This is a genomic window from Alteromonas sp. LOR (genome assembly GCF_000753865.1).
Classification (GTDB): domain Bacteria; phylum Pseudomonadota; class Gammaproteobacteria; order Enterobacterales; family Alteromonadaceae; genus Alteromonas.
This window is the reverse complement of sequence record NZ_JQFW01000006.1, coordinates 155249-182143: the sequence shown is the minus strand read 5'-3', so window position 1 is coordinate 182143 and position 26895 is coordinate 155249. Positions and strand designations below refer to the sequence as shown.

The following is a 26895-nucleotide window of genomic DNA, read 5'->3' as shown; positions in this document are numbered from 1 at the left end:
AGCGTATACTAGCGCATCTATTATCATCGCACCATGCAAAAGCGTGTGCCATGCAATTTTTATCATTATCAGCCGCGTAATCGATGCATCACCCGCTTATATTTATGCAAAGAAATGCAACGAATATGCCTAAAATAGAAAGAACAAAGCGCAAATACCATTTATGTCTTTTATTGCAGATATCACCAACGTTTCCATCACCCCGTTCACACAGCAACAAATTGCACACTTTTTGGGTGTAGATAACACGGCTGCTTCAACCACATTCTTAAACTTGTTTAGTCAGGTTTCTCACTGTGAGTGGTCTATTTTACTCGACACTGCGGGTTCAAAGAAAAGTGATGGCCGTTTTAACATCATGGCGTGGAACCCGTCATTGATGATTAGAGCGGCAAAAGGACAAACCGAATTTATTGATGCCATCAGTAATACGTCGCGTAAAGTGAAAGAGGCGCCCTTCGAAGCAACTGAAAAGTATCTTCACAAGCAGGTTGCACACCTCAAAGCTACACTTGATAAACAATATGCCCATTTGCCTTTTCTCATAGGGGTTGCCGGAATGGCGGGTTATGATGCAGGCAGGTTCTACGAGAGCCTACCTTCTAACGCGATAGATGACTACGATACGCCTGACTTTGCTGCAGGCTTATATTTGCAGTCTATTATTGAAGATACAGAAACGGGGATTTTCTATTATTGCTCGGCGAATGGCAGCACTCAGCCTGATTTTTTCCAGCCCGAATTTTCCCAGACCGACTTTTCCCAGACTGATTTTTCAGGAACGCATCCGTCAGAGTCGGTAGAATCAAATTCAATCAATCAGAATACCAGTGTGCATGGCGAATGTAGAAAGCCTGATAAGCGTAAAAGTCGCAATGATTTCACCCTAACCACGCCCTTTGCGTCGAATCTCACCAAAGAGGAATATTGTCAGCGACTTGCAACAATCCACGGGTATCTTACTGCTGGTGACTGTTATCAAGTGAACATGGCTCAGCGTTTCACAGCCCAATATCGTGGCGACTTTTGGACAGCATATCGTCAATTGCGCGATACCAATCAAGCACCATTTTCAGCGTATTTTCATTTACCCGAAGGAACGATAGCGAGCATTTCGCCTGAACGTTTTCTGAGTGTAAAGAATGGCATTGTAGAAACCAAACCTATTAAAGGCACACGTCCCCGTTTTACGGATAAAAAACGTGATGAAGAAAGTGCAAACTCGTTACTTAATGCAGAAAAAGATCGCTCTGAAAATTTGATGATTGTGGACTTGCTTCGCAATGATATTTCAAAGCACTGCAGCCCTGGGACGGTGAATGTTCCTGCCTTATTTGCTCTTGAAAGCTATGAGGCGGTGCACCACCTTGTAAGTACAGTCACAGGAAAGTTAGCGAGCGAATCAACACCACTAGACCTTTTGGCATCAGCATTTCCTGGGGGCTCAATAACAGGCGCTCCTAAAATTAGGTCGATGGAAATTATTGATGAGTTAGAGCCGCATAGGCGCAATATTTATTGTGGCAGCATATTTTACATGGGCTATCGTGAGGATATGGACTCAAGTATCTGTATACGCACGGTATTAGCAGAAAACAATAAGCTGCATTGCTGGGCTGGCGGTGGTATTGTTTTGGACTCACAGGCGCCAGACGAATACCAAGAAACATTAGATAAAGTATCGAAAATAATCCCTGTGTTAGCTGCTTTTAACGAGGGTAATGAATGACAAAAGCCGAGTTTTTGAATCAGTTTCACCATTTGCGATTGCCGCATTTAGAGCCTGACTTTCCTCTTACTAAAACGGGACGGCCCGCGGCGGTTCTTATTCCTCTGATAGACTACGGTACATCGCTTAACGTTCTTCTCACAGAGCGTGCACATCATTTACGCCATCACCCAGGCCAAATTAGCTTTCCCGGCGGTGCAGTAGAAAAGTCCGATAACACCCTTTTTGACGCTGCAATGCGAGAAGCCGATGAGGAAATTGGATTGCCGCCAAACCATGTGGATATAGTTGGTGTACTACCACGATATCGCACCGTCAGTGGTTATGAAATTGCGCCCGTAGTAGGCTTTGTTAACCCAAGCTTTGAACTCAAGCTTGATCCCAATGAAGTTGAAAGCGCTTTTGAAGTACCGTTAGCACACGTTTTAAACCGAAAAAATCATTTAATTCATAAAACTCATCTTAATAAACGGTCATTTCCCATTTATTTCATACCATGGCAAGAGCGTATGATTTGGGGTGCTACCGCAGCCATTCTGCGTAATCTTTCACACCATATTCATCCGTAAGCAACTGAAAATTAATGGCATTTGAGCTTTCGAATACATAGGTTTGGCACTTTGGCCGCGTGCTGGCCGTCGAGCCTATCAATTTATCTTTACAGTCTATTAGCAAAACTAATCACATTATTAGCATTTCTGTATTGTAGTTAATGTTTGCTGAATGCATGATCGTTGTCATTACTAAATAACATTTTGAAGTTTATGATAAGTGTATTTGACATGTTTAGCGTGGGTATTGGTCCTTCGAGCTCACATACTGTTGGTCCAATGAAAGCAGGTGCTGAATTTGCTGCTTTTCTAGCAAAATCCGAAGGCGCGAAATCAGAATCGCTTTTATCGAGCGTAGACACAATAAAAATTGAGCTTTTTGGTTCATTGGGCCAAACAGGTATAGGCCATGGAACCGGTAAAGCCGTTATCCTCGGTCTTTTAGGTCACACCCCTGAATTTGTCGACGTTGATAAGATTGACGCCATGCTTGAGCATGTGCGCTTAACAGAAACACTGTGTTTAAACGGTGAAAAAGAAATCGCGTTTCCTAACAAGAACGCCATTGTCTTTCATCGCAGAAAGACATTGCCTAAACACGCAAATGCATTAACGTTTTTCGCCATGAATGGCGCGACGGTTGTCGCTCAGCAAACCTATTACAGCATTGGTGGTGGCTTTATTATCAAAGATGAAGACTTTGATGAAACGAAAGCACACGCAGCGTCGCTACAGGCTGAAGTTCCCCTACCCTTTAAGACCGCGGAAGAGCTGTTACTACTGTGTAAAAACAATGGTTTAAGCATCAGTTCATTAATGCTCAACAATGAGTCGACATTCAGGCCTAAACATGAAGTAAAGCAAACTTTGTATAACATTTGGCTTGTTATGAAAGCGTGTATTCAGCGTGGGATAGAAAGCGAAGGCATTTTACCTGGTGGGTTAAAAGTGGTGCGCCGAGCCCCGGGACTATACCGTCGACTTCAAACCGAACACACCACCGATCCTATGCAAACCATGGACTGGGTGAATTTATTTGCGTTGGCCGTTAACGAAGAAAATGCTGCGGGAGGTCGTGTAGTCACTGCGCCGACCAATGGCGCTGCAGGCATCATTCCAGCGGTTTTACAGTACGTTGATAAATTTATCCGACCAGTGGATGAAGAAGTAGCAAGTCGATTTCTACTTACCGCTGGCGCAATAGGCATACTGTATAAAGAAAACGCATCCATCTCTGGCGCCGAAGTAGGCTGTCAGGGTGAAGTGGGCGTGGCGTGTTCAATGGCAGCAGGCGCACTTGCAGAAATTATGGGCGGAACGGCTTCATCGGTAGAAAACGCAGCGGAAATTGGAATGGAGCACAACTTAGGGCTTACCTGCGACCCCGTTGGCGGTTTAGTTCAAGTGCCTTGCATTGAGCGTAATGCGATGGGTGCGATAAAAGCAATTAACGCCTCGAGACTCGCTCTTCGCGGTACCGGCGAGCACAAGGTATCGTTAGACAAGGTGATTAAAACCATGCGCGATACTGGAAACGATATGAAAACGAAGTACAAAGAAACCGCTCGCGGAGGCTTAGCGGTTAACATTATTGAGTGTTAGCGTTACATAAACTCTTTATATAAGCAAAAGGGGCCAGCAGGCCCCTTTCTTGTTTGTACGCCTAAATTCGGTAACTGGCATCGCGTCTTTTTTGTTGACCTTGTTATTTTACGGGCAACGTAACGCCCTTAAACATCTTCTCAACTTCATCATTATTTTTTAGCATCATGGCCTTTTCGACTTTATCTTTCGTTAAATGGGGAGCAAAGCGCTCAATAAAGTCGTACATATAACTGCGTAGGAATGAGCCTTTTCTAAAGCCGATTTTCGTGGTGCTATAATCGAATAAATGACTGGCATCAATTTTAACCAAGTCAGAATCTAACTCTTCATTTACCGCCATGGAAGCAATTACGCCAATACCAACACCAAGGCGCACATAGGTTTTAATCACATCTGCATCGGTGGCGGTGAATACGATTTTAGGGGTAAGACCTGCCCGTTCAAACGCTTGGTCTAGTTCAGAGCGCCCGGTAAACCCGAAAACGTAAGTCACAAGCGGATATTTCGCAATATCACTGATGTCGATTGAGCCCTTTTTCGACAGCGGATGGTCTTTGTTTACGATGACGCTTCTATTCCAGTGATAGCAAGGCAGCATAACGAGGTCGTTGTACAGATGAAGTGCTTCAGTTGCTATTGCAAAATCCGCCTCTCCTTTTGCCGCTAAATCACTTATTTGCGAAGGCGTACCTTGGTGCATGTGCAGTGATACCTTAGGGTATTTTGTCATGAAACCTTGAATAACATCAGGTAATGCATAGCGCGCTTGAGTGTGAGTTGTGGCTATGTTGAGTTTACCTTGGTCGGGTAACGTGTGTTCTCTAGCAACCGCTTTTATGCTTTCTACTTTGGCCAGTATTTCCCGAGCAATATTAATAACATCACCGCCGGCATCCGTTACGTGAGTAAGATGCTTTCCACTGCGACCAAAAATTTGAACGCCAAGCTCATCTTCCAACATACGAACCTGCTTGCTTATGCCAGGCTGAGAGGTGTACAAACTCTCTGCAGTTGCAGATACGTTCAGGTTATTGTTAACGACTTCTACTATGTATCGAAGTTGCTGTAGTTTCATTGGTTATACCGCTTCATTGCTCTTTATATACACTATACTCCTATACTTATAACCAAAACTACATTTTTTTAAAGGTTGATATTACTAAATAGCCATAATACAGTTCAAATAGTGATTAAAATGAATAAAATTCAAAAACATGTGTTCATTTTGCTTTGTTTTATTCTACATTATGAATAGATTGTCGCCGCCTTATTGACTGAGACACAATGACATCGAACAAACAAATATCCACCAACATCGACTTTTCTTCGGTGTTAGCCGCTGCTGTGCACGATATGAAAAATTCCTTGTTTCTACTTATTCAGTCAATTGAAGGGCTAAGAGACGCGTTGCCTAAGGAAAATAGCGGTGCCAGAGAGCAAGTCGCAAACGTGCATTACGAAGCTTCACGACTGAACACGAATTTGGTTCAAATACTTTCACTGTATCGATCGGAATTAGAAAGTATTCCCATCAGTGCTGATGAGTGCTTTGTTGCCGATTTGATTGACGATGTTGTAGGGTCAAATGCATTTTATATAGAACAAAAAAACATCGAACTCAGTGTGAATGTTGATGAAGACGTAAGTTGGTATTTAGACAGCGAACTTATTTATCTCTTAATAAACGATGTCATTGTTAATGCATTGCGCTACGGCACATCTCGCATCGCCATACAGGCAAGCATCGCCGATGATTATCTGTCGATAAAAATTGAAGACGACGGGAACGGTTACCCAGAGGAAATGCTCTCTAAAAGTCATTCAACCTTAAGTAACTTTGAACTGAGTCAGGGCCGAACGGGACTGGGGTTGTTTTTTGCTAAATTGATAGCAGACGCTCATTCGCACAATGACAAAGCGGGTATCATTTCGCTGTCTAACGGCGGAAGTCTCGGCGGAAGTGTATTTGAAGTAAAAATACCGTAGTATTAGCAATTAACGTATTGAACGATATGAAAAGCACGAAGCAATATGGCAACTGAGCCCCTATTTTTTAAAAGACAGTGTTTTTAAGATAGCGTTTCTTAAATAGTGTATTTAAAAATGATGTTTCGGAGATAATGAACTGATGGAACCACACGCATGTACGTGATAATAATTATTCTAATTGTTGTATTGCTCATTGCCGCGATTTTTATAAACGCCATTCAGCAACATAGACAAAAACAAGAAGCTGAGCGCAGAGCCGAATTAGCAAAGCAAAAAACCATTGTCGATGAAACGGAAAATGTGCTTACGGCTTGTACCAACATGCCAGTTTCCTCACGAATTATCGGTATTTTGCATAACCGCATGGCAAACGCGCTTAAAGCGATTGACAGTATTGCCCCTACGCGTGATGTAAAGCAACGCATTGAAAGTAGCAAACAAGCTGCAGACGCGTCACTTCAAACCGACGGCAGTGATAATGTCGATTTTGTACTGCCAGACAATGACAAAACCATCATTCAATATATTCAAGCGGTTAAAAAGCTTCGTGTTTTGTTGCGCTCTGAACACAGCAAAGGCCAAGTGGGTTCAAAGCTTTTTTCTGAAGAAGACAAACAGTTAGAAAGACTACAAGTTAAGGTGAATGTGGAGACTCTGATTAAGCGAGGGCGAACCGCTCAATCTTCAAATATGCTAGGCTCTGCCCGTCAATACTTCGAAAAAGCAAAAATCGCATTAGAGAATCAGACCAATCATGATGAATACGTTTCATCAAAACTTGCTACGCTTAACGCATGGCTAAACGAAATTCAGTCTGACCTCAAAAGCGTTAACGAAAAAGACCGTGCGAGAAAGCAAGAGGAAGAACGAGACGAGCTCGACGAACTCTTTGCACCTAAGAAAAAATGGTAACGCTTTACATTCATTTAATACTCCCGTGTGCTTAGCTTAATCACGGCCTAATCAGCAAACATCTTATTAACTAGCATAGCGCTCTGTGGTTAGCTGCCACAGAGTTTGCGCTGATACCGATAGCCCTCGTCGCTCGTTTCTTAATAATCCCACTCGTTTACATAATAAGCCTTTATCGAAAGGTGCCTTGTCAGAGGGTTCTCTCTCACAGGGCTCTTTATCACAGGGCTTTGTATCAGAAGACGCTTCTGAAGAATATGCCTCTGAAAAAGGAAGCGCGATAAGGCCCAACGCTTCCATCTGCTGTTGACAAATTGATGGCATGATAGAAATTCCCAAACCGCTTTTGATCAGTTTACCTAACGTAGCCAACTGTCCGGTTTCTGCCACAATATTGGGTTCGCCGTACTGTAACAACTCTGCTTCAGTCCACTTTCTTACCGCTGAACCACGATTCGTCATCACCAGAGGAAAATTAAGGCACTGCTGCCAGCTCGCCTTATTATTGAATTTTGCAGCCTGCTCTACTGATGCTACAACGACAAAATGATCAGTGAATAAGCTCTCAAACTCTAAGCCTTCTTTTTGTTCAGGTTCAAAGGTAAAGCCAATTTCTGCACGGCCGTTTCTTATTTCCTGAACGACTTGCTCCATCACTACGTCTACAACGCGAAGGTTAATATTGGGCGCTTTGTGATGGAAGTCGTGCAGCAGACTCGGTAAATGTGACTCTGCGAATGAGGGCATTGCGGCAATGGTAAGCTGACCTTTTGCCATTGCGAATAAATTCTGAATATCCGAAAACGTATTATCCCAGTCTCTACTTAAGCGAAGTGCGTTGGGTAGCAGAGCCTCTCCCTCCGGTGTTAAACTGACATTTCGTGTGTTTCTCTTGAATAACCTTCCACCTAATTCAGCTTCCATTTTCTTTATTGAAGAAGACAGCGCAGGCTGAGTGAGGAAAAGCTTAGCAGCCGCCTCTGCGAACGTTGTAGAGTGAGCAACTTCGATGAATGCACGCAGGTGACGATAGGAAATGTTCATGGCAATTAATAACTTTATTTTATTAATAATAAGATAAATTCAATTTTACATAAGTTGCTACAGAACAGATACTATTTGTTAACAATCCATTGGTGGAGAATTAAATGGCTGGATTTAATAAAGTAGTTAATACATATGAAGAGGCACTCTCGGGGTTATCGGACTCAATGACGGTGATAGCCGGAGGATTTGGCCTTTGTGGTATTCCTGAAGGTTTGATTGCACATATAAAAACCATGGGCGTAAAAGATCTTACTGTCGTATCGAACAACTGTGGCGTCGATGGATTCGGATTAGGCTTACTCCTAGAAGACAAGCAAATTTCTAAAATGGTGTCGTCTTATGTCGGCGAAAATGCATTATTCGAGAAACAGTTGTTAAACGGTGAACTTGAGGTAGAACTGACGCCTCAAGGTACCCTGGCCGAGAAAATGCGCGCAGGTGGTGCGGGTATTCCAGCGTTCTATACCGCTACTGGCTATGGAACCCCTGTGGGCGAAGGCAAAGAAGTTAAAGAATTTGATGGTCGGCCTTATATTTTAGAACACGCCATTACTGGCGATTTTGCCATTGTGAAAGCCTGGAAAGCCGACAAGTTTGGGAACTGTGTATTTAGACACACAGCGCAAAACTTTAACCCTATGGCAGCGACAGCAGGCAAAATTACGGTAGTGGAAGTAGAAGAGATCGTAGAGCCTGGAACCTTGTCACCTAGCGAAATTCATACGCCGGGGATCTACGTTAACCGCATTATCAAAGGCGAATTTGAAAAACGTATAGAGCGCCGTGTAGTAGCAAAGGAGGACGTGTAATGGCTTTAACTAGAGACCAAATTGCAATGCGAGTTGCACAAGAGTTTAAAGACGGTGACTACGTAAACCTCGGTATCGGGATTCCTACCCTTGCAGCCAATTATGTGCCTGGTGACATCAGCGTTATGCTTCAATCAGAAAACGGCTTATTAGGAATGGGACGCTACCCAACCGAGGCCGAAGTTGACGCAGACATGATTAATGCAGGTAAAGAGACCGTGACGGCGACCACTGGCGCATCCATCTTTAACAGTGCAGAAAGTTTTGCCATGATCCGTGGTGGCCATGTGGACTTTACGGTGCTTGGTGCCTTTGAGGTTGATGTATCTGGCAATATTGCGTCTTGGATGATCCCTGGAAAGCTTGTAAAGGGTATGGGCGGTGCAATGGATTTGGTAGCAGGCGCTAAAAATATCATTGTGACTATGACTCACACAGATAAACACGGTAACTCAAAACTTCTACCAGCGTGTACGCTCCCCCTAACAGGCGTAAACTGTATAACACGTATTATCACTGACCTCGCCGTTTTATCCGTAGAGGACGGTGCTTTTGTATTGCAGGAAAAAGCGCCTGGTGTATCTGTAGAAGAGATTAAAGAGAAAACCCTTGGTAAGCTTATTGTGCCAGACGATGTAGCAGAAATGGTGTTCTAACTTTTCCTGCATTTAACAAAGCCAGCAAATACAACGCTTAAAAGAGCAAGAGAATACCGTTCTCTCTTCAAATGAAGTATTTTCTGGCTTTCTTGTTTTTAAATACCATGTTTAAGAGACTATGTTTAACAGAGCATGTTTAATAGAGCATGTTTTCAAAGATTAGAAATCGCCTGCTTTCAAATCGGTGACCTTTGAGGGATAATGCGCGGGAATATTCATATAGAGGCTCTACCTTGCTAGTTACTGACTTACCGGTTCATCATAAAATTATCTCCAAACTTGAAAGTAAGAACATCACCACCCTTACGGAAATTCAGGAGCGGACAATGCTACCCGGTATTCAGGGTAAGGACATTATCGCGTCCTCAAAGACAGGATCAGGTAAGACGTTTGCCTTTTTGGTGCCTGCAATTAATCGACTTATGTCGCAAAAAGCACTTAGTCGACAAGACCCTCGTGCGCTTATACTTGCGCCAACCAGAGAACTGGCAAAGCAAGTTTTTATTGAAGCAAAGTCAATGTGTAGTGGCCTAAGTTTGTCCTGCGAATTGATTGTTGGCGGCGAGAACTTCAACGACCAAGTAAAAGGTTTGCGACGCAATCCACATATTATTGTTGGTACAGCCGGACGTATAGCCGACCACTTGATTGGCAAGAGTATGTATTTAAACGGCTTAGAACTACTCATTTTTGATGAAGCTGACCGTATGCTTGATTTGGGTTTTGCCGCTCAGCTTAAGCTGATTAATACCTACGCCGACCACAGAAAGCGTCAAACCATGTTGTTTTCCGCCACCCTCGATAACATTGAGCTTAAGCACATGACAACGCAGCTCACACATTCAGCGGTAAGAGTGGCTGTGGGTAGCTCTACGGGCGAGCATGGCGATATAGAACAAACCTGTTTTTTTGCCGATAATGTGAGTAACAAAGACGAAATTCTTCGGTTTGAACTCGCTAAACGAGAGTACAACCAAGCGATTGTGTTCACCGCTACCCGCGAAGATACCGATAGGATTGCTGCAATACTCAACGAAGATAACCTTGAGGCTATCGCCTTAAGAGGCGATTTAGCTCAACATCAACGTGCTTCTATCATGAGCAGTTTTTCTAGAGGCCAGCAAAGTGTTCTGGTAACGACGGATTTAGCTTCTCGTGGTCTAGACTTATCAAAAGTAGGTTTAGTAGTTAACTTCGACCTTCCCAAAAATGCCGATGAATATATTCACCGAATTGGACGTACCGGCCGAGCAGGACAGAAAGGCGAAGCTTTCTCTCTTGTTGGTCCAAGAGACTGGAACAGTTTCGAGGCGCTTAAAATTCATCTTCAATACGCCCTTGAGTGTAAACCTCATGATGAATTTAGTGCAAAGTTTGAAGGTTTCACTAAGAAGAAGAGTACGCAGAGTAAAGGAAAACCAACAACAGATAAAAACCGTGATGCTAAGCCTGTTAGAGCAAAGCCTGTAAGACGTGTTGACCCTATGGAAGGTGCGGATATTGGAATGGTTCCTGTGAAGCGCAAGCCCCGTAATACCAGCGCGCCTGATCCTGAGGAAGAATAGTTGATAAACATTAACTAGTACTCATAAAGAAAAAAGCGAGCTTATGCTCGCTTTTTTGTTCGTGTTTGAAATGGTCGTTATTGCAAACGCATTAGTATTCCCACCAACACTCTTGCCACCATTCTAAAAACTCTTCGAAGTCTATATAACCGTCGTCATTGCCGTCGATTAATTTAAAGCCTTCTTCAACGTGACTCGCCTTTGTTTTTGGCGAAATAATGGTTAAAAGCTCAATAAACTCTGTTATATCTATCTGACCATTTCCGTCACGGTCAAAAAAACTGAAGTCTTTTCTTATCTCTTCAATTTTTGCATCTGAAAGTTGAGTGCTCACTCTCATTCCTTAAAACTTTACAACGATGTAGTGAGTGTATCGTCTCTCCTTTCTAGTGTCTATGCCTCTTTTTATTTTGCTTTTTCATTAGCTTTTAAGGCTCGCTCGCGCTGCGCCTGAGCTTTCTCCAAACGCTTCTGTTCCATGGTAAGCCTAGCGTCTGTTCCTACATGCTCTTGCTGTCTCGCTTTAGCTAGCTGCACTTGTTTTTCGCGCTCTCTGAAGCGGGAAATTTGATCTTCAGTATGGGTACCATGGCAATGGGGGCAGCTTACCCCTGGCTCGTATACATCGCTCTTTTTGTCTTCTTCGGTTATTGGCAGCCGACACGCATAGCACTGTTCGTAGTGACTCTTTTCTAAATCGTGGTTTACCGCAACCCGATTATCAAAAACGAAACAGTCACCTTCCCACAGAGACTCCTCTTTGGGCACATCTTCTAAATATTGAAGAATTCCGCCTTCCAAATGATAAACGTCTTCAAAGCCTTGTTCTTTGAGATAGGCAGTAGATTTTTCGCAGCGTATTCCGCCTGTGCAAAACATGGCAACTTTCTTGTTTTTAGCTGGGTCGAGTGACTTAGCGACGTACTCAGGAAACTCCCTGAAGGTGTCGGTTTTTGGGTCTATCGCGTTTTTAAACGTACCAATTTCTATTTCATAGCCATTACGTGTGTCGATAACGGTAACATCTGGGTCGCTTATTAAGTCATTCCATTCACTGGGCTTTACGTAGGTACCTACGGTTTGTCGAGGGTCTATCCCTTCAACACCCATGGTGACAATTTCTTTTTTAAGTTTTACTTTAGTGCGATAGAAAGGCTGCTCATCGTGAAGAGACTCTTTACAGGAAATGGGGTTAATCCGCTTGTCACTGTTTAAGTAACTGATTAACGCATCGATACCATCTCTGGGACCAGAAACGGTTCCGTTTATCCCTTCATGAGCGAGTAGAAGCGTGCCCCTGATGCCATTTTTTTCCATGACGTCAGTAAGTGGTTGGCGCATCGCCTTAAAGTTTTCAAGCGCGACGAACTTGTACATCGCGCATACAATATATTTTGATTCAGATTGTGTAGACATTATTTAAACCTTTGCTGATTGGAGCGTAAGACCAGTGCAAAATGCGGCGAGCAATATACCAAAATGCATCGCAAAAGCCAATCAGCTTAGGGGTAATAGCAAAAACGAGACTAAACGGCCATTCTTACTGAGTCTTCAGAGAATGCGTTCTGTTTATTATTTTGGGGATTGGCGTTAGGGTTGATGCTGCTATATTCACCACTGATAATGTCATACAACATGGTGTTATCTTCTTTAATATCACTTCTGTAGAGATTCGCTAAACGCTTTTGTGTGCCTAAGCTACAGTTATTTTTTACATCATCAGGTATGCGTGAAGCGTCGTCAGATTGGGCAAGCGGTGAAGGGTTCATCGATAAGAATAAGCGAGCAGAGGCTAAATCAGATGACATGAGTGAGGCTAACGTAGCCATATTCGCCCAGTCTTTATCTGCAGCTTGTAATGCGGGCTGCCTGTAGTGACTCAGGTTACTTATTTCGTTTTGATAGGGTGAGTCTTCGCTCTTTGCATGTGGCGTTAAATGTATAGGATGGGCTAACGCATTTTGATGCATGGCTAGATACAGAGCAAACAAGCGACCTTGTGAGGAGGCTTTTGCCAATGTACCGTCAAACTCCCAGCGGTAACTAGGGTCTAATTCAACAGTGCTGTTTGAACTGACTTGCTCAACGCTCATGATGAAAAACTGTAGTGATATTCATACGTTAGTTGTCGGCTGAATAAGAATATTCTGAAGGATCAAATTGCTCATTACGCATTTTTAAACCATCATTATGTTTTCTTGCTCTGCAAATCTTTGAGGATGCAGTGAAATACAGTGATAAAAGAGTACTGATTGTTGAAGATCAGCGACCATTTCTGCTTATGCTGAAAGGATTATTGCAATCGATGGGCGCGACCAACATCGTGACCAAATCCTCGGCGGAACAAGCTATTTCTGAAGCCAAACGCACAAAGTTCGATATTGTGGTTTGCGATCTGCATTTAGGTGCAGATTATAAAAATGGCTATGAGTTAGTAGAAGAGCTGAGAGTCAAGCGACTGATAAAAACGACCTCTGTATTTATTTTGATAAGTGCGGATAGCACTCGCTCTATGGTTCTTGGTTCTATCGATAGAAGGCCTGACGATTTTTTAGTTAAGCCCTTTTCTCAGGTTCAATTGAAGAGCAGAATAAGCAGAGCATGGCAAAAACGACAGTTTTTGCAGCAAGCCTATGAGTTCATTGAGAAAGAGCAATTTACTGATGCAATCACTGTACTCAACACACTGTATAAGGAACCCTCTCATTACAAAGGCCATTGTGAACAGCTATTAGTTGAAACCTATTGTCGTAAAAACGACTGTAAAAGGGCGTTGGCTATCTTAGCCCCCTACACTAGCGGCAAGCCTGTATTGTGGGCTCAAATTGCATTGGGAAAAACCTACATTCAAAACGCCGACTACGACAAGGCTATCACTATCGCGATGAAAACCCTTAAGCGGAATCGTTTTAGCGCTGATGCAAACGACGTATTAGCGCTCGCTCATCAGGGGTTAGAAAATCGAGAAGCCGCCTTAAACGCAATTAAAGAAGCCATAAAACTATCGCCCTACTCTGTTTCTCGTCATTTACAAGCCTGCGAAATAGCAAAGCAAAATCTTGATTTCGTCACTGCGTCGCTCTCGTGCAGCGCTATTTGGAATTTATCTAAACGTACCGTGCATAAAAACAGTCTGCATTGGTGTACGTTAATACGCAGCCTTTTAGATGTTGCCGAGCATTCAGAAGACCAAAAACAGCGAAACAAATATCAACAAGAGGCATTGCTAGCACTTCAAAGGGGCAAGTTTGACGAGCATCTTTTAAAAATGGATCGAAATTTTGATGTGGACATTTTTGGAAATATTGTCAACGCTCGGGTGAGCGCAATAGACGGCAAGTTGATTGATGCTAAAAAGCACTTGGTTAACTCTCAAGTTGCCATTGAGGAAAAGTACCCCGAGCACCCCACTGCCTATCTCCCCGATAGTATTAACGTGATGTACACATTGGGAGAGTACGATGATGCCCTTGCGCTGTCGAAAATTGTGGCAACCAGAAAAGATGAATTAGATCAAAACAGCGCTTCAATGCTTGAACAAAAGGCAGAAAAAGCAAAAACCAACTTGGCAAATTATCAGCAATTTAACCGCGAAGGTATTCAGCACTATCAGCAGAACTCATTTGAGCGAGCAAAAGCGTCGTTTGCTCTGGCCCAAAATTATGCCCCAGTGAATATTGGCGTTGCTTTAAACCTGCTTCAGTGCCTTCTTCAGCTATTTAAAATAATAGACAAAGCAGACTCGCAGATGGCTGGTGAGTGCAGGCGCCTTTATAAATTATTGGACAATATCCCACTCAAAGACGCCTACAGCGAAAAGTACTCGAACTTACGTGATGACTTGTCGCTTTTTCTTGGCTTATAGCGACATTTCATAGGCTTTCAATAGCCAGTTGACTACCTCTTTATCAACCTCTGTCACTTGCTGCAACTGGATCCTGTGCGTGCACATGGAGCCAAAAGGCCCAGAATTTTCTAAGCGCCCCTGTATATCCACCCCTTTTAGTTTTAATCCCAGGTCAATTCTTTTCTTTGTCGCAGGCTTGATCAGCGCAAATTGATTTTTTCGAATTACACTCACACTCCCTTTTTTCGGCACGACCACAACGTCATCACCCAATTTTGTCATTGTCGCTATCAACAAATCGTATATGGGTTTAAGTGATTCTTTACCCTCATACTGAGTGGCTACCAAATCGGGAGAATCACTCTCTTCTTTAGAAAGAGTGACTATTGTGTTGGCAAATCCATGTGTAACCCCATAAGTTGTTTTTAAAAATGCGACTGCCTCTGAATGTTTATTGAAGTTTTCTTGCCTCAACAGCACAGTCCATTCTTCAAGGTTTTTACCCGTTTTTGCGGGCATATTTGCAATCATCGTCTCTAGTGCTTGATCCATATTTTTTCTCTTTTACTTGGATTAGCTGCATTATAGCTTATAGAGTAACGCTAGAAGCTCTATGAATAACGTGGCTTAGCTTAATTAGAAGCTACTTCTGAAACTTGTCTATCGTTGTAATAAATTCATCAATATTCTCGACCAGGGTTTTCTTTTGGGAATCGCTGAGTGTGGATGCAACTTCCACAATCATGGTTGCTCCCACTTTCATATTATGGGCGCTAGCTTGCTGATAGTCCTCGCTTCGGTATTTATCTGGGTTTTGCATTAAATAAGTTAAGTCTTGGACAAAATTTGGATTCGTGGTTTTGGTAATGAATAGTCGACGGGCTGCATTTTGAATTTTTCTGCGATACTGCAACCATTCGTCAGACGTTGACACAAACTGTGCGTTGTAGGTAGCAATAATTTGTTTTTGCTCCTCAGACAAATCACCAATTCGCTCTTCCACGTTGTCAGTCATCCGCTCAATACGCTTTTCACTGCGCTCTGCCTCTGACTGTTCGAGAAACTCTTGCCGCTCCTCTTCTTCTTCCTTGTTGTCTTTTTCTAGTGTGGCGAATAAGGACACTATTTGTTGGTCAGTAAGGTCGACGGCAAGCTCAGCAAGTTCCGGGCTAATCTGTGCCCTCACCCTTTCCCAATGCGTTCTCACGTCGTTAATATGCGCATAAACCGTGTCGTAATCTAACTCGCGGTTTAGTACTTGCTGTTTCAGCGTTTTAAGCTGATTTTCATAGCGTTTCAATTCACTTCGTTTATGCCATTGAAGCCAATTGGTTAAGTAGTCATCAAACCGTTCTTCTTGTTCATCGTTAAGCTCTACATAGTCATCTAGATACCAGTATACCCACCAATCTAAATTGTCATAAGCGAGCTTAGAGGTACACGCTGTAAGAGAAAGTAGCAGAACAAAGATAATAGCAACGCGCATTTTGATTAGCCTTCAATATGTTATGTGCAAAGAGCGTAATACTGTATAGACCGCTCAGACGGAAAAAGTGCAAAATAAATGGCTTTACCTTCTAAACAGTCTGCTCTACTTTTCATACTATAAGAACGAAACCTACTGAGAAGGATTTTATTGTGTCAAAACGTGTCGCAGTATTAACGTCGGGTGGTGATGCACCGGGTATGAATGCATGTATTAGGGCAATTGTGATTGCCTGCAAAAAGCGGAATTACGATTTAATAGGTTATCTTCATGGCTACAATGGATTAATTAAACAAGAATCTATTTCTCTTTCACTAGACTCTACTCACAACCTTATTCAGCAAGGGGGTACCGTATTGCACAGCGCTCGGTGCAAAGCTTTCACCGAGGAAGCGGGCTTGAAGCAAGCGGCAGCTAATTTATCAGAGGCAGGCGTAGATGCTCTTCTTGTTATTGGTGGTGACGGTTCATTTCGCGGGGCCACGCATCTGGCCGACCATTACCATGGCCAAATTATCGGTATTCCAGGCACGATAGACAATGATATAGCCGGCACCGATGCCACCATTGGTTATTACACTGCTATAGATACTGCAATGAACTCAATTGATAAGGTACGAGATACTGCAGATGCATTTGAACGCATATTTTTAGTTGAGGTGATGGGAAGACACGCCGGTTTCTTAGCGCTGAACGCAGCGCTCTCGTCAGCAGCAGATTATGTGATTTTACCTGAATTCTTTGAATCGCCAGAAAGTGAGATAAAGAAAATTCTCACACAAATTCATGCTCAGCGCCGCGTGAGAGGCTCGGTAAGCTTTATTGTGGTAGTGGCAGAAAACGTATGGCCCCAAGGCCTAGAGGCCCTTACCAAGGCGCTTAACGACAGTGAAATTAGTGATGTCAGACCGGTAACCCTCGGACATGTGCAACGAGGAGGTACTCCGGTAAGCAACGACAGGCTACTTGCTACTTCATTAGGCGAGTACGCGGTAAGTCTTGTGGGTACAGATACAAGCAATGTCATGGTAGGAGAAGTGAACAGAGAACCCACTACTGTGCCGCTCACCACAACCAGTGACAATAAACCGTTAAACAGCGCGCAAGTGGCCTTAATGAAATCAATAATGAATGAAAGGTATGGTTAATACCACATAACCTCTTCTATTGAATAATTTACATAAATTGTGACCTATCGATAAAGCGACGGACAATCAATAAAAGGGCTTAAAGAGTTTATGTTTTGAGGTAGTGAGAATTTCGGGTATGAGTTGAAAAGCTGATTGATGAAAATACAGAGAAGCGCCCTTGTAGGCGCTTTTCTTGTTTTTTGCCAAGTTAAAACCACAAGGCTAACTTTGTCCAGCGTTGCTCAAGATAATAAGACGCAAGGACATATACCTTGCTGTTAACTTAAGAGTGAGCTTAAGCGCAGGACTCAACTACATCTTCATTGCAGCTTTCACCTTATCGCGATGACTTCTGCTCACCTTCAGCTCGGTATCATTTTGTAAAATGAGGTGGTATTCGCCGCTAATATGACTCACTAGTTTTTTCACAAAACGAATATTAGCAATAGCGGAACGGTGAACTCTGACAAAGAACTGAGGGTTCAATTCCTGCTCCAACTCTTTCATGGTTTTACGCATGATGTGCATACCGTCTAGCGCGTGAACACACATGTAATCGCCAGCCGCATCTATCCACTGAATATCTTGAACATTGACTCGTGTCACTTCAGAGCCATCTTTTATAGCAAGTACGTCTGGATAAGGGTTGGTTTCTACCGGTTCACCATTCGCTAGCTTGCGTAAAATTTCTTCACAATCGTCGCCCGTTAATTCTGCAACTAAACTCACTAGTCTTTGTGACTGTTCGTCTTGGTGTGCCGTGCTGGTGTATTCTCTTACCTTATCGAGGGCTGCGCCAAGTCGTTCGTCATCTGCTGGTTTCAATAGATAATCCAACGCATGCACGTCAAACGCTTTAATCGCATAGCTGTCGTATGCGGTGACAAAAACAATCATTGGAATTGGCTGTTTCAATTCACGAAGTTTGTGAATGACTTGAAATCCATTGAGCCCTGGCATTTGAATATCGAGAAAAACGAGGTCCGGGCGATGTTGAGAAATACTGCTTACCGCCTCAAGACCATTTTGGCACTCGGCCAGCACTTGAATATCGCTATGACGTTCAAGCCTCGCACGTAGCCCTCTACGAGCAAGAGGCTCATCGTCTACCACAATGGTTTTAATCATTTGCTTGGTCATATCATACGTCCTTTACGTCATAGGGAATACGAATTCGTACTCGTACACCCGAGGGCTGATTGTGCTCAATAGAAAATGCAAAGTTGCGTTGGTAAAGCGATTGTAAGCGCTCTTTTATGTTCACAAGTCCTACGCCATTTTTACGGCTTAATTTGCCATCTTTTATATCAGCACCAGGGCCATTATCGGCCACGTCCATCAGTAAGTCATTGCCGAAGGTACGGGCTGTTATCGCAATTTGGCCACCATTTTCCATTTTAGAAATGGCATGTTTAATGGCATTTTCGATTATGGGTTGAAGTATCATGCTCGGTACCAGTGCCGATTCGCATTTGGTATCGATATCCCAGATGACTTCTAAGCGATCGTCGAATCGCACTTTTTCGATTTCAAGATACAGGCGAAGTGCCTTTATTTCCTGACCTAGCGGAACTCGCTTAATGGGATCGTTATCAAGTGAGTAACGCAAAAAGTTGCTTAATTTAGACACCATGGCTTCGGCAGTGTCATTCTCTTTCAACAGGATTAAGGTTGAGATAGCGTTAAGCGTGTTGAATAGAAAGTGAGGGTTCAATTGATATCGCAACATCTTGATATGGGCTTGATGTGCCATGGTGCTGGCTTTGAGCGCATTCTGCTTCTCTTTTTGCAGCATTTGAAAGTTTTTGATACCAAAATAAACACCACTCCAACAACCAACCATAATCAACGAGTTAATGGTGTTGGTGAAGTACATGTACCATTCGTCTGGGCGATAACCGTGCTTGTATATCTCCCAATAGTTAATGTTTTTTACCACAGCCCACACCAGCGCCACGATATAGCACGATGCGATAACAATAAGGATCATCTTTAAAGGAGAGCGCTTTCGAGCCCACCGATAGACATAGCGCAACGGAATAGTCAGTAACCAACCTGCGTATGCATTAAGCATGATAATGAAAACCCAAATGGATCTTACATCATGTAGAAAAGAGCCTATGTAGTAAATTAGCGCAAATCCTGCCCACCCTGCACTGTGCAAAGTCCAAAATAAACGCTCATTACTTTCGATTACTCGCTGGAAGCGACTCACTGTAACACCAACTTATTATTACCAAATATAGAGCTTGTAGTGAGATTATACGCTTGGAATTTAATGACCCAAGCAGCTTGGTCGTGTAGGTAGTGCGTCTGGTCGCAGCTAGGAGCGAGTTGACGTTTACTGTATATTTTCGCAGTAATAAGCGCTTTGTAACGACAAAACGAATAGATTAACGTCAACACGCCGTGCTAATTGTGTAACTGCTTTAATAGCTAATGTTCATTCGTTTAAGCCAGTGAACCCACCACCATGCAGGCCCAACGAGCAGAAAACGAAGATCTTCGAAAAATGAGGGCTTTTTCCCCTCTATTTTGTGGCCAACAAATTGTAAAATCCACATAACCACAAACAGCGCTAAGCTGAATTGCCAAACAGAAATATCCAAGTGAACCAACAGATTTACCACACCAAAACACGCGATAGTAAGTAATGTCATAGCCGCACCAATAGGACCAGACAAAGAAAAATAGTAATACAGTACTGGAATAGCGATGATGTGCGCCCATGTAATATCAAAATGCGCGATAGCGTCTGGGGTAGGAATACTCCAAAGCAAGCCAAGGGTTACCAAATAAATACTCGGCACTGCAATAGCGTGAATTATCACGTTAGTCTTATTTTGATGGCTTTCACCGTACTGCATAAGCAGCCTTTCAATACTTCTCATTGTCCCTCACCTTATTATTTGAATTATGAGTTTGTTAGGTTTTTACTTAGCTCACAGAGCTTACTAGCGCATAAAACAATTACATTAAGCGCAAAATTTGTACAGTAGATGACAATATATACTTTTGCCCGCTTTGTGTTGCCACTGCCTGTTTTGATGGCAGTACACTTTTTAATGACAGTATACTTTTTGATGTCAGTTCACTTTTTAAAGACAATACATAGGGTCAGTTTAAAAAAAGCTACGACACCAAAGTATGTCTTGCGAGTAGCTCGCCAATCATTGCATCACCAGATTGAAATTTGAGCCCGTAATAGACTATTCGATTATCTAACTTATGATTTTTAACCATGGCTTTAATTTCAACCGCTTCACCATTAAGCATATATACAAGTGTTATTTCGGTATTGTCAATTAGTATGGGCCACCCAGGTTTCACCTGAAGCCCGACTTTGCACCCGTGTTTTGATAAGTCGACGATGATGCCTGACGCATCTTCATCGCCCTCGAAAACCTCTGACTTGATGTTTATGGCAACGCCAGGCTGTGAGCGTGTTGAGGCTCGAAGCCCTATTCGCTGTATGCGTGAAGGAAAGCTGGTAATTAATATGCCAGCGGGTTTAGAAAGTAGTTTTAGCACTTTTACCCGATAAGCAATGACTTGCCCGGTGCTACCCTCGACTATCGAGCGAACCACAATATCATTATCAACCGTTAACGCATCTCTTACCGTTATCCATTTTGATGAAGTTGGGATATGAAACATCATGCAGTCGTTGGTATGCATACCTAAATATTCAGTTTTGACCCGTTTCGATGCCGCAGGCATGGTGATCTCAAGATCGACAACATCCCCAGGCTGAAACGCATTGAGCGCCTCAAAATCTTCTTCGCTTATTGTTGTAGTGCTAGTTCTTTCAACCATAGGTTTACTACTCAGCCCTTCTCATCCTGTTAGAAGCAATATCGGTCGCGCTATCGCTAATTAGAAACACGTTTGCTTCGACAATATTTCAAATAGTGTCTAGCGCGTTTGATGCTTAAGTACGCTCACTTCAGTATTCACTTATAGTACACTAGTTCTTAACTACGTAAATAAAATGAGTTTTTATGTCTGATAACACGTTGCATTTTTCACTTAATTTATCTCAGTGGCAGGCTCATCAGTTCGATGTTCAGCTATCAATTCCTGCTCATAGCGCCTCTTCGCTAACGCTTTCCTTACCCAGTTGGATACCGGGTAGTTATATGGTTCGCGATTTCGCAAAAAACATTGTCTCGCTGTCTGCAAAGAAAACAGCGGCGAATACATTAGCAGCAGAAGCCTTTGCTCAATCATCCGTTAGCATTGAGAAGTTAGACAAACAAACATGGTCAATACAGACTGATGGTGATGCCTGCATTATCGATTACACGATTTATGCTAATGACTTATCCATTCGGTCCGCCTTCATCAATCATGAATATGCGTTTATTAATGGAACCAGTGCATTTTTACAAATTGCAGAATTTGAAAACTCACAGCATTATCTTGAAATAACACTAGGCGATACTATTCCGTCTAACTGGAATGCGCATACGTCGATGGAAACGCGAGAGCCCTGTTCTTTAGATAGTGTGATAGACGCCAATGCTAATGCTAATGCTAGGGCATGGTATTTTGAAGCGAAAAACTATGATGAGTTTATCGACCATCCCATTTATGTGGGCGTGGCCGACACGTACGAGTTTAAAGTAGATAACGTGAACTTCACGCTACTATTTTCAGGCAACAACAACATTGATTATGCGAGAATTGCGAAAGATTTAGCCCCTATTTGCCAACACCACCTTTCACTATTTGGCACGCCCTATCCAGTGAAAGATTACCTGTTTATGACCCTGCTAGCCGATAATGGTTTTGGAGGTTTGGAGCACAAATATTCTACGGCATTGCTTTACCCTCGCTTTGAGCTTCCTCTCGTTGGCGACGGCGAAGAAAAAACAGACGGATACGTCACGTTTTTAAGTCTTTGTAGTCATGAGTTTTTTCATACATGGCACGTGAAACGCATTAAACCTAATGTGATGGTAAAACCGGATTTATCCAAAGAAAGCTATACCAACCAACTGTGGATATACGAAGGGTTTACAAGTTTCTATGACGACGTCACCCTTGCTCGTGTTGGCACAATACCACCGCAAAAGTACCTCGATATTGTTGCTCAAAATATAAGTAGGCTTTTGCAAAATGCTGGACGATTTAAGCAAAGTGCGGCTGAAAGTAGTTTTGATGCATGGACAAAGTTTTACAAGCAAGACGCCAGTGCCACTAACAATATTGTTAGCTATTACACCAAGGGCGGTATCATCGCGTTGGGGCTCGATTTACTATTGCGAGAGCAATCTGGCGATACGGTGTGCCTCGACGATGTCATGCGCGTTTTATGGCAGCAGTACGGCAAAGATGAGAGCGGAACGCCGGATAATGTCATACAGACGTTATGTAAAGAGCACTTTGATATTGATGTATCAGATTATTTAAATAGCGTTGTATACCACACAGACGACGTTGAATTAGAAACATTAGTTCAACGAATTGGTGTTGCACTTCGCACTCGGGCAAAGGTATCTAGCGAAGATAAAGGCGGCCTATCATTGAAGTCGCCAATGAAACGACAGCTTGGCGCGACACTTAAACCTGCCCCATTGGGACTGACTGTTGCTCAACTATTTGAGGGGCTTGCCGCCATGCGTGCGGGGATCCTATTGAACGATAATATTATCGCTATAAATGGGCATGTGGTTTCTCAAGGCAAGTTACAACGTATTTTAGATACAACGTTAGAGTCAACAGCAGAAGTCAGCGTAATTCGAGACGGCCAACTGTTAAACGTGACCTTACCTATTATGGAAGCGAGAAAAGACATGGCGTTTTTTGATATAAACGACGCCGACGTGTTTGGTCATTGGCTTGGCGTTAGGTAATTTGTCAAAAGGCGGTGCGTCGAAGCGCCGCCCTTTGTCATAAAAACCTTGATTGAACGAGGCTTTTTATTCCGGAGTACCAGTTACAATAGTTTGCGGGTCTAAGCGCATTTTACCAAGGTTGATACGCCAGTCTAAGTGTGGACCCGTGGCCCGCCCCGTTTCACCGATGGTACCTATTTGCTCGCCTTTTTTAACCCTATCCCCAACATTAACGGTCATACTGTTCAAATGAAGAAAGGTAGAGAAAACCCGCATTCCATGGTCGAGAATAAGAGTATTGCCTGAATAATATAAATCCTCTGCCATGGTGACAATGCCATCAACAGGGGCATAAACAGGAGTTCCCGTTGGAGCGCCTACATCTACGCCGTAGTGTGGCCACTTAGGCACGCCGTTCAACACCCGCTGACTGCCATATACGCCGGTGATGGGGCCTTTAGCGGGCCAGGAAAAACGAGTAAATAGCGCGTCTAAATCGCTGTTAGTGCTTCTCGCTTTTGCCACGTTTATGTTGTCTTGCTTAATACGCTGAGTGACCGATGCCGGCGGCGTTACCATCTTTTGTTCTAAACCGTCGATACGCTGAATATTGTATTCACGCTTTTCTAACGTAATGTGGCGCACTGTTTCGCTGCCATCAGCAAGGGTTACTGTAAGGGTATGTTCAAGCGGTGCAGTTCGATCGAAACCAATAACAAACTTTCCATCAAGATTTGTTGGCACAGCCGAATCATTTAGGGTCACAGTTGCGTTTTTAGGTACTTCACCGCGTAACAACGCACCTTGTGTAAATACTCCGTTTAACACGAGTGGTGCTGGTTGCTTGTCATCGCTGTGCTTGGTATCCATTTTACTGCTTGGAAGTGAGCTATCTGGAAGTGAGCTATCTGAAAAAGCGCCAGTGGAATACAGGTTTGTAGCATAAGCGTTTATAGAAAAGCTCCCGATAACAAATGCAGCTAGCACAGAGGTGAAGTGCGTGGTGCTATTTCTAGTATTCAGTGAAAACTTCATGAGGTCGAAATCCTTTACCAACAAAAATGTGTGTTTTACGGAGACTCTAATAATAGTAAGTGGCCATGTCTTTACGACACATCAATAAGCCGAGTAAAAAGCATTACTCTACTTAGGGCGTGTTGAACTTTGTTGTACGAGTTCTGGGCTAAATGGATGCACCTTAACCGCGAACCAGTCCTGTAGGCCTAGTGGGCTAAGTCCAAGGACAGTAGCTAGGATACAGACGCTTAGCCTGCATCCAAACTTTTCGGTTACGCGTTACCCAGAAACTAATGCGCCCTTGCCAACGCCCTCGTACGCAACCACTTTGCATTCGCCGTTTGGCGTTCTTTTCTTTTGTTCCACTAATAAGTACTGCGCTAGACACTCTACCGTGGAATCTGTCTCAATCACTTCACACACTGCTTTAGCAATCAGTAGCTCAAAATATCCTTGCGAAGACTCATAACCAAAACACAAATAGTCTTCAGGTGCGTCAACAGAGCCCGATAACTTTCTGTCAGCGTACTTTATTTCGTCTTCGCGAGTGGCAACGTAAATATCTTCCCAACGTTTTGCCCAATAGGTTTGGCTTTCCTCACATATCTTGCCATCGAGATAAATGTCGATACGAGACCGGTGACCGTGAGCAATACGTTGACAGTTGCCGTCGTGCTTTTTAAGTCCGTGGGTATAGTGATAAAAAGGGGAACTTATCACTTCCGTTCGTAGATTCAATGTCAAATTATCTACGTTTTCGGGAAGATGCGTCGCAAGCACCTCTTTAAGATACACCCCTACCGAGTCCATAGTGATCACATCGGAATATAAAATGGCGTAGGCTTCAGCCGGGCAATAAAGCATTATTTTCTCGCCGTTTTCACGACTAAAGCGCACTTCAACTTGCTCGCTGTCTTCATCGTGAATAACCTCTGACCCACTATATTCTGCGGGCACTAGAAGTTTGTGATCGACATATTCGTCTATCAATCGCTTGAGGTTTTTCTTCACGTGTCCGAAATCTTGGACCATGCTCTCTTCGTTCAGCTCGCCGTCCAATACTACATCGACAATCCAACTTTCCCCTACCATTCCGCGCTTCGGACACAGGTAAGAAAAGTCCATTACTGTCAAATCATTTACAAATAATTGCATAACACCCTTTAATCGAGTTTATTTTCTGTTGCTAGTATACTTTTTTTATCACTTGAGCGCAGTCATTAGTCCATAGAGGACTGACGATTGAGCTGATCTTTTAAATTCGGTGGAATTCCGCGAATAGTTAGGGTATCTGTGGCAGGGTCATAAAACACTCTATCCCCCATCAGTTTGCGCTCGAAGCTCACCGACACGCCTCCGCCTTGGCCTGTAAATTTCGCCAGCTGTTTAAGCGCAGCCGGATCAGGCTGAATCTCTTTTTCCAGCGGTACTTCAAGTGAATCAGTAAATGCGGCAAAATTGTTCTTCGTTTCTTCATTTGAAGGCAAGCGGTTGGCTAATTCATCTACCGATAAACTCTCGCCGGCATCAATTTGCTCTTTAAAATAGGATTTTACTTCTTCTCGATGTTGGTGCTGCTCTTGTGGGTCGAGAGATTCGCTTGCCAAATAAGCATCAACCGAGGAGATGAGCTGTTTATTCTGCTGTTTTACATCAACAAGCTCTTCACAGCCAACAAACTGCATGAAAAAGTCTGATACCTTGCGGCCCATTCGCCCTTTAATAAAGCTCACGTAGCGCTGTTGCTCAGGCTGAATATCCCACTGCGTTAAATCGAAACGGACGGCTAACTGCATTCTCGCTAAATCAAGATGCTCTCTTGATGATAAGTCCAGAGAATTGGTAACCTCAACGTGGGAGCGCGTGTTAAGTAACGCAATCATAAGAAACTGCGTAGATAGATACTCATACTGGCAAAATATTAAAAAGCCAGTTTCAACCGTCCCGGTGTCTGTGAGGGTTTTAACGAGGCGATGAGTGGCATCAACAGAGAAATCGTGAAATGCGTCTTCCACATTGTCACCCCCTGCTTTGTGTGCGCTTAGGTAATTTTTTAAACCCTCAGCGAAACCTGATACGTTTTGTACACTATTCTCTTGCGAGCTGTCTTCGTCGCTATTGCTAGCATCGGCGCTGCGAGGCACTTCTGAAACAAAATGGCCAACGCCCTTGCCAGGTTTAGTATTAAAACTGTGATTAATTTGATGAGCGAGTGACTCTATTTCTGGGGTAACCGCTAAACATTTATCGCGAGGGATCGCTTCTATTCTTTCTTCTTTGTTAACGATTAAACGATGAACAACAAAGTGGTGAATCAGTGCACTCATAATTGATCGGGTGTCCTGTTGCTTAAAAAGTGTATGAAATGCCCAAAGAATTGTGGGTTTTTAGAATGAATGATTGTACTCACTCAAACAACGATTATAATCATTTTACGAGTAAAACCATTCTTTTTATCAAAGAAAACATAAAAAAGAGGCGTAGCAATGCCCCAAAATAGCCGTTACAGCAACGACGAATTCGAAGCGCTGATGAACAAGGTAATATTAACACTTGAAGAAAGTGGTGCAAATCGCGATCTTTCACTTATGGTGTTAGGCAATGTCATTACCCATATCTTGAATACGCAAGTTAAGCCAGATAACCGCGAAGCGATGGCTTCTCAGTTTGCCGACGTGTTGAAGAAAAGTGTCAAAGCGTAATAAGGTA

At 43.2% G+C, this 26895-nt stretch carries 26 protein-coding genes; 12 read left to right on the top strand and 14 right to left on the bottom strand.

What is annotated here, in order from left to right; genetic code table 11:
* Nucleotides 1–163: 163 nt before the first annotated feature.
* From pabB to JV36_RS0103280, 3 genes are all read left to right on the top strand, one after another.
* Nucleotides 164–1729, top strand: a complete 1566-nt coding sequence (gene pabB, locus JV36_RS0103290; RefSeq protein WP_032094136.1) for an aminodeoxychorismate synthase component I — start codon at nt 164–166, stop codon at nt 1727–1729.
* Nucleotides 1726–2298: a CoA pyrophosphatase gene (locus tag JV36_RS0103285; RefSeq protein ID WP_032094137.1), complete on the top strand. Its 573-nt coding sequence runs from the start codon at nt 1726–1728 to the stop codon at nt 2296–2298. The genes pabB and JV36_RS0103285 overlap by 4 nt, the downstream gene beginning before the upstream one ends.
* A 195-nt stretch (nt 2299–2493) precedes the next feature.
* Nucleotides 2494–3882 carry an L-serine ammonia-lyase gene (locus JV36_RS0103280; protein ID WP_032094259.1) on the top strand — a complete coding sequence of 463 codons (1389 nt, stop codon included), beginning with the start codon at nt 2494–2496 and terminating at the stop codon, nt 3880–3882.
* A 103-nt stretch (nt 3883–3985) separates the two neighbouring features.
* Here the strand turns inward: JV36_RS0103280 and cysB are convergent, their stop codons facing one another.
* Entirely contained in the window at nt 3986–4960 is a 975-nt protein-coding gene (gene cysB / locus JV36_RS0103275) for an HTH-type transcriptional regulator CysB (RefSeq protein ID WP_032094138.1), read from the bottom strand.
* 209 nt (nt 4961–5169) lie between these two features.
* Between cysB and JV36_RS0103270 the strand changes: the two genes are divergently transcribed.
* Together JV36_RS0103270 and JV36_RS0103265 are read left to right on the top strand one after the other, a co-directional pair.
* A complete protein-coding gene (locus tag JV36_RS0103270; RefSeq protein WP_032094139.1) occupies nt 5170–5871 on the top strand; it encodes a sensor histidine kinase in 702 nt (233 codons plus the stop codon).
* 156 nt (nt 5872–6027) lie between these two features.
* The gene (locus JV36_RS0103265) at nt 6028–6786 is read left to right on the top strand and encodes a hypothetical protein (RefSeq protein ID WP_032094140.1); all 759 of its coding nucleotides are present in this window, start codon (nt 6028–6030) and stop codon (nt 6784–6786) included.
* A 66-nt stretch (nt 6787–6852) separates the two neighbouring features.
* Here the strand turns inward: JV36_RS0103265 and JV36_RS0103260 are convergent, their stop codons facing one another.
* Nucleotides 6853–7830: a LysR family transcriptional regulator gene (locus JV36_RS0103260; RefSeq protein WP_032094141.1), complete on the bottom strand. Its 978-nt coding sequence runs from the start codon at nt 7828–7830 to the stop codon at nt 6853–6855.
* Between the two features lie 104 nt (nt 7831–7934).
* Here JV36_RS0103260 and JV36_RS0103255 point away from each other — a divergent pair, with 104 nt between their 5' ends.
* From JV36_RS0103255 to JV36_RS0103245, 3 genes are all read left to right on the top strand, one after another.
* Complete coding sequence (locus JV36_RS0103255) at nt 7935–8642, top strand: CoA transferase subunit A (RefSeq protein ID WP_032094142.1); 708 nt, start codon at nt 7935–7937, stop codon at nt 8640–8642.
* Entirely contained in the window at nt 8642–9298 is a 657-nt protein-coding gene (locus JV36_RS0103250; protein WP_032094143.1) for a CoA transferase subunit B, read from the top strand. Before JV36_RS0103255 ends, JV36_RS0103250 begins: the two co-directional genes overlap by 1 nt.
* 236 nt (nt 9299–9534) lie before the next feature.
* Nucleotides 9535–10866: a DEAD/DEAH box helicase gene (locus tag JV36_RS0103245; protein WP_032094144.1), complete on the top strand. Its 1332-nt coding sequence runs from the start codon at nt 9535–9537 to the stop codon at nt 10864–10866.
* Between the two features lie 91 nt (nt 10867–10957).
* On the opposite strand, the gene JV36_RS0103240 is transcribed toward JV36_RS0103245, so the two are convergent.
* From JV36_RS0103240 to JV36_RS0103230, 3 genes are all read right to left on the bottom strand, one after another.
* Nucleotides 10958–11206 (bottom strand): EF-hand domain-containing protein, encoded by a 249-nt coding sequence (locus JV36_RS0103240; RefSeq protein ID WP_032094145.1) that lies wholly within the window; start codon nt 11204–11206, stop codon nt 10958–10960.
* 65 nt (nt 11207–11271) lie between these two features.
* Complete coding sequence (trhO, locus tag JV36_RS0103235; protein ID WP_032094146.1) at nt 11272–12282, bottom strand: oxygen-dependent tRNA uridine(34) hydroxylase TrhO; 1011 nt, start codon at nt 12280–12282, stop codon at nt 11272–11274.
* Nucleotides 12283–12392: 110 nt separating this feature from the next.
* A complete protein-coding gene (locus tag JV36_RS0103230; protein ID WP_052009986.1) occupies nt 12393–12959 on the bottom strand; it encodes a VC2046/SO_2500 family protein in 567 nt (188 codons plus the stop codon).
* A 131-nt stretch (nt 12960–13090) separates the two neighbouring features.
* Between JV36_RS0103230 and JV36_RS0103225 the strand changes: the two genes are divergently transcribed.
* Nucleotides 13091–14731, top strand: a complete 1641-nt coding sequence (locus JV36_RS0103225; RefSeq protein WP_032094147.1) for a response regulator — start codon at nt 13091–13093, stop codon at nt 14729–14731.
* Here JV36_RS0103225 and JV36_RS0103220 read toward each other — a convergent pair.
* The gene (locus JV36_RS0103220; protein WP_032094148.1) at nt 14726–15265 is read right to left on the bottom strand and encodes a DUF4287 domain-containing protein; all 540 of its coding nucleotides are present in this window, start codon (nt 15263–15265) and stop codon (nt 14726–14728) included. The genes JV36_RS0103225 and JV36_RS0103220 overlap by 6 nt on opposite strands.
* Before the next feature lie 91 nt (nt 15266–15356).
* On the bottom strand, nt 15357–16199 hold the full coding sequence (locus JV36_RS0103215) for a DUF6279 family lipoprotein (protein ID WP_032094149.1): 843 nt from the start codon (nt 16197–16199) through the stop codon (nt 15357–15359).
* A gap of 152 nt (nt 16200–16351) precedes the next feature.
* On the opposite strand from JV36_RS0103215, the gene JV36_RS0103210 reads away from it, so the two are divergent.
* Nucleotides 16352–17347: an ATP-dependent 6-phosphofructokinase gene (locus tag JV36_RS0103210; RefSeq protein ID WP_032094150.1), complete on the top strand. Its 996-nt coding sequence runs from the start codon at nt 16352–16354 to the stop codon at nt 17345–17347.
* Between the two features lie 294 nt (nt 17348–17641).
* Here the strand turns inward: JV36_RS0103210 and JV36_RS0103205 are convergent, their stop codons facing one another.
* The 4 genes from JV36_RS0103205 to JV36_RS0103190 form a co-directional block, all read right to left on the bottom strand.
* On the bottom strand, nt 17642–18469 hold the full coding sequence (locus tag JV36_RS0103205) for a LytR/AlgR family response regulator transcription factor (protein WP_032094151.1): 828 nt from the start codon (nt 18467–18469) through the stop codon (nt 17642–17644).
* A 1-nt stretch (nt 18470) separates the two neighbouring features.
* Nucleotides 18471–19544, bottom strand: a complete 1074-nt coding sequence (locus JV36_RS0103200) for a sensor histidine kinase (RefSeq protein WP_032094152.1) — start codon at nt 19542–19544, stop codon at nt 18471–18473.
* A gap of 214 nt (nt 19545–19758) precedes the next feature.
* Complete coding sequence (locus JV36_RS0103195) at nt 19759–20220, bottom strand: Mpo1 family 2-hydroxy fatty acid dioxygenase (protein ID WP_032094153.1); 462 nt, start codon at nt 20218–20220, stop codon at nt 19759–19761.
* 241 nt (nt 20221–20461) lie between these two features.
* Nucleotides 20462–21145, bottom strand: a complete 684-nt coding sequence (locus JV36_RS0103190) for a PilZ domain-containing protein (RefSeq protein WP_032094154.1) — start codon at nt 21143–21145, stop codon at nt 20462–20464.
* 185 nt (nt 21146–21330) lie between these two features.
* On the opposite strand from JV36_RS0103190, the gene JV36_RS0103185 reads away from it, so the two are divergent.
* Nucleotides 21331–23187 carry a M61 family metallopeptidase gene (locus tag JV36_RS0103185; protein ID WP_032094155.1) on the top strand — a complete coding sequence of 619 codons (1857 nt, stop codon included), beginning with the start codon at nt 21331–21333 and terminating at the stop codon, nt 23185–23187.
* 66 nt (nt 23188–23253) lie between these two features.
* Here the strand turns inward: JV36_RS0103185 and JV36_RS0103180 are convergent, their stop codons facing one another.
* The 3 genes from JV36_RS0103180 to yejK all read right to left on the bottom strand — a co-directional run bounded on the left by JV36_RS0103180 (nt 23254) and on the right by yejK (nt 26513).
* Nucleotides 23254–24039: a M23 family metallopeptidase gene (locus JV36_RS0103180; RefSeq protein ID WP_081926512.1), complete on the bottom strand. Its 786-nt coding sequence runs from the start codon at nt 24037–24039 to the stop codon at nt 23254–23256.
* Between the two features lie 426 nt (nt 24040–24465).
* Nucleotides 24466–25341, bottom strand: a complete 876-nt coding sequence (locus JV36_RS0103175; RefSeq protein WP_032094156.1) for a 6-carboxytetrahydropterin synthase — start codon at nt 25339–25341, stop codon at nt 24466–24468.
* 65 nt (nt 25342–25406) lie between these two features.
* A complete protein-coding gene (gene yejK / locus JV36_RS0103170; RefSeq protein WP_032094157.1) occupies nt 25407–26513 on the bottom strand; it encodes a nucleoid-associated protein YejK in 1107 nt (368 codons plus the stop codon).
* Nucleotides 26514–26672: 159 nt separating this feature from the next.
* Between yejK and JV36_RS0103165 the strand changes: the two genes are divergently transcribed.
* Nucleotides 26673–26888 (top strand): DUF1414 domain-containing protein, encoded by a 216-nt coding sequence (locus tag JV36_RS0103165; RefSeq protein ID WP_032094158.1) that lies wholly within the window; start codon nt 26673–26675, stop codon nt 26886–26888.
* The last annotated feature ends 7 nt before the right edge of the window (nt 26889–26895 follow it).

Bases quoted from the DNA above. Each gene is read 5' to 3' on its own strand.
- JV36_RS0103255 (WP_032094142.1), top strand. From the start codon at position 7,935: ATGGCTGGATTTAATAAAGTAGTTAATACATATGAAGAGGCACTCTCG.
- JV36_RS0103240 (WP_032094145.1), bottom strand. From the start codon at position 11,206: ATGAGAGTGAGCACTCAACTTTCAGATGCAAAAATTGAAGAGATAAGA.
- JV36_RS0103165 (WP_032094158.1), top strand. From the start codon at position 26,673: ATGCCCCAAAATAGCCGTTACAGCAACGACGAATTCGAAGCGCTGATG.
- JV36_RS0103215 (WP_032094149.1), bottom strand. From the start codon at position 16,199: ATGCGCGTTGCTATTATCTTTGTTCTGCTACTTTCTCTTACAGCGTGT.
- JV36_RS0103285 (WP_032094137.1), top strand. From the start codon at position 1,726: ATGACAAAAGCCGAGTTTTTGAATCAGTTTCACCATTTGCGATTGCCG.
- JV36_RS0103180 (WP_081926512.1), bottom strand. From the start codon at position 24,039: ATGGATACCAAGCACAGCGATGACAAGCAACCAGCACCACTCGTGTTA.
- JV36_RS0103195 (WP_032094153.1), bottom strand. From the start codon at position 20,220: ATGAGAAGTATTGAAAGGCTGCTTATGCAGTACGGTGAAAGCCATCAA.
- JV36_RS0103280 (WP_032094259.1), top strand. From the start codon at position 2,494: ATGATAAGTGTATTTGACATGTTTAGCGTGGGTATTGGTCCTTCGAGC.
- cysB (WP_032094138.1), bottom strand. From the start codon at position 4,960: ATGAAACTACAGCAACTTCGATACATAGTAGAAGTCGTTAACAATAAC.
- pabB (WP_032094136.1), top strand. From the start codon at position 164: ATGTCTTTTATTGCAGATATCACCAACGTTTCCATCACCCCGTTCACA.
- yejK (WP_032094157.1), bottom strand. From the start codon at position 26,513: ATGAGTGCACTGATTCACCACTTTGTTGTTCATCGTTTAATCGTTAAC.
- JV36_RS0103205 (WP_032094151.1), bottom strand. From the start codon at position 18,469: ATGACCAAGCAAATGATTAAAACCATTGTGGTAGACGATGAGCCTCTT.
- JV36_RS0103265 (WP_032094140.1), top strand. From the start codon at position 6,028: ATGTACGTGATAATAATTATTCTAATTGTTGTATTGCTCATTGCCGCG.
- JV36_RS0103175 (WP_032094156.1), bottom strand. From the start codon at position 25,341: ATGCAATTATTTGTAAATGATTTGACAGTAATGGACTTTTCTTACCTG.
- trhO (WP_032094146.1), bottom strand. From the start codon at position 12,282: ATGTCTACACAATCTGAATCAAAATATATTGTATGCGCGATGTACAAG.
- JV36_RS0103270 (WP_032094139.1), top strand. From the start codon at position 5,170: ATGACATCGAACAAACAAATATCCACCAACATCGACTTTTCTTCGGTG.
- JV36_RS0103250 (WP_032094143.1), top strand. From the start codon at position 8,642: ATGGCTTTAACTAGAGACCAAATTGCAATGCGAGTTGCACAAGAGTTT.
- JV36_RS0103260 (WP_032094141.1), bottom strand. From the start codon at position 7,830: ATGAACATTTCCTATCGTCACCTGCGTGCATTCATCGAAGTTGCTCAC.
- JV36_RS0103185 (WP_032094155.1), top strand. From the start codon at position 21,331: ATGTCTGATAACACGTTGCATTTTTCACTTAATTTATCTCAGTGGCAG.
- JV36_RS0103220 (WP_032094148.1), bottom strand. From the start codon at position 15,265: ATGGATCAAGCACTAGAGACGATGATTGCAAATATGCCCGCAAAAACG.
- JV36_RS0103190 (WP_032094154.1), bottom strand. From the start codon at position 21,145: ATGGTTGAAAGAACTAGCACTACAACAATAAGCGAAGAAGATTTTGAG.
- JV36_RS0103230 (WP_052009986.1), bottom strand. From the start codon at position 12,959: ATGAGCGTTGAGCAAGTCAGTTCAAACAGCACTGTTGAATTAGACCCT.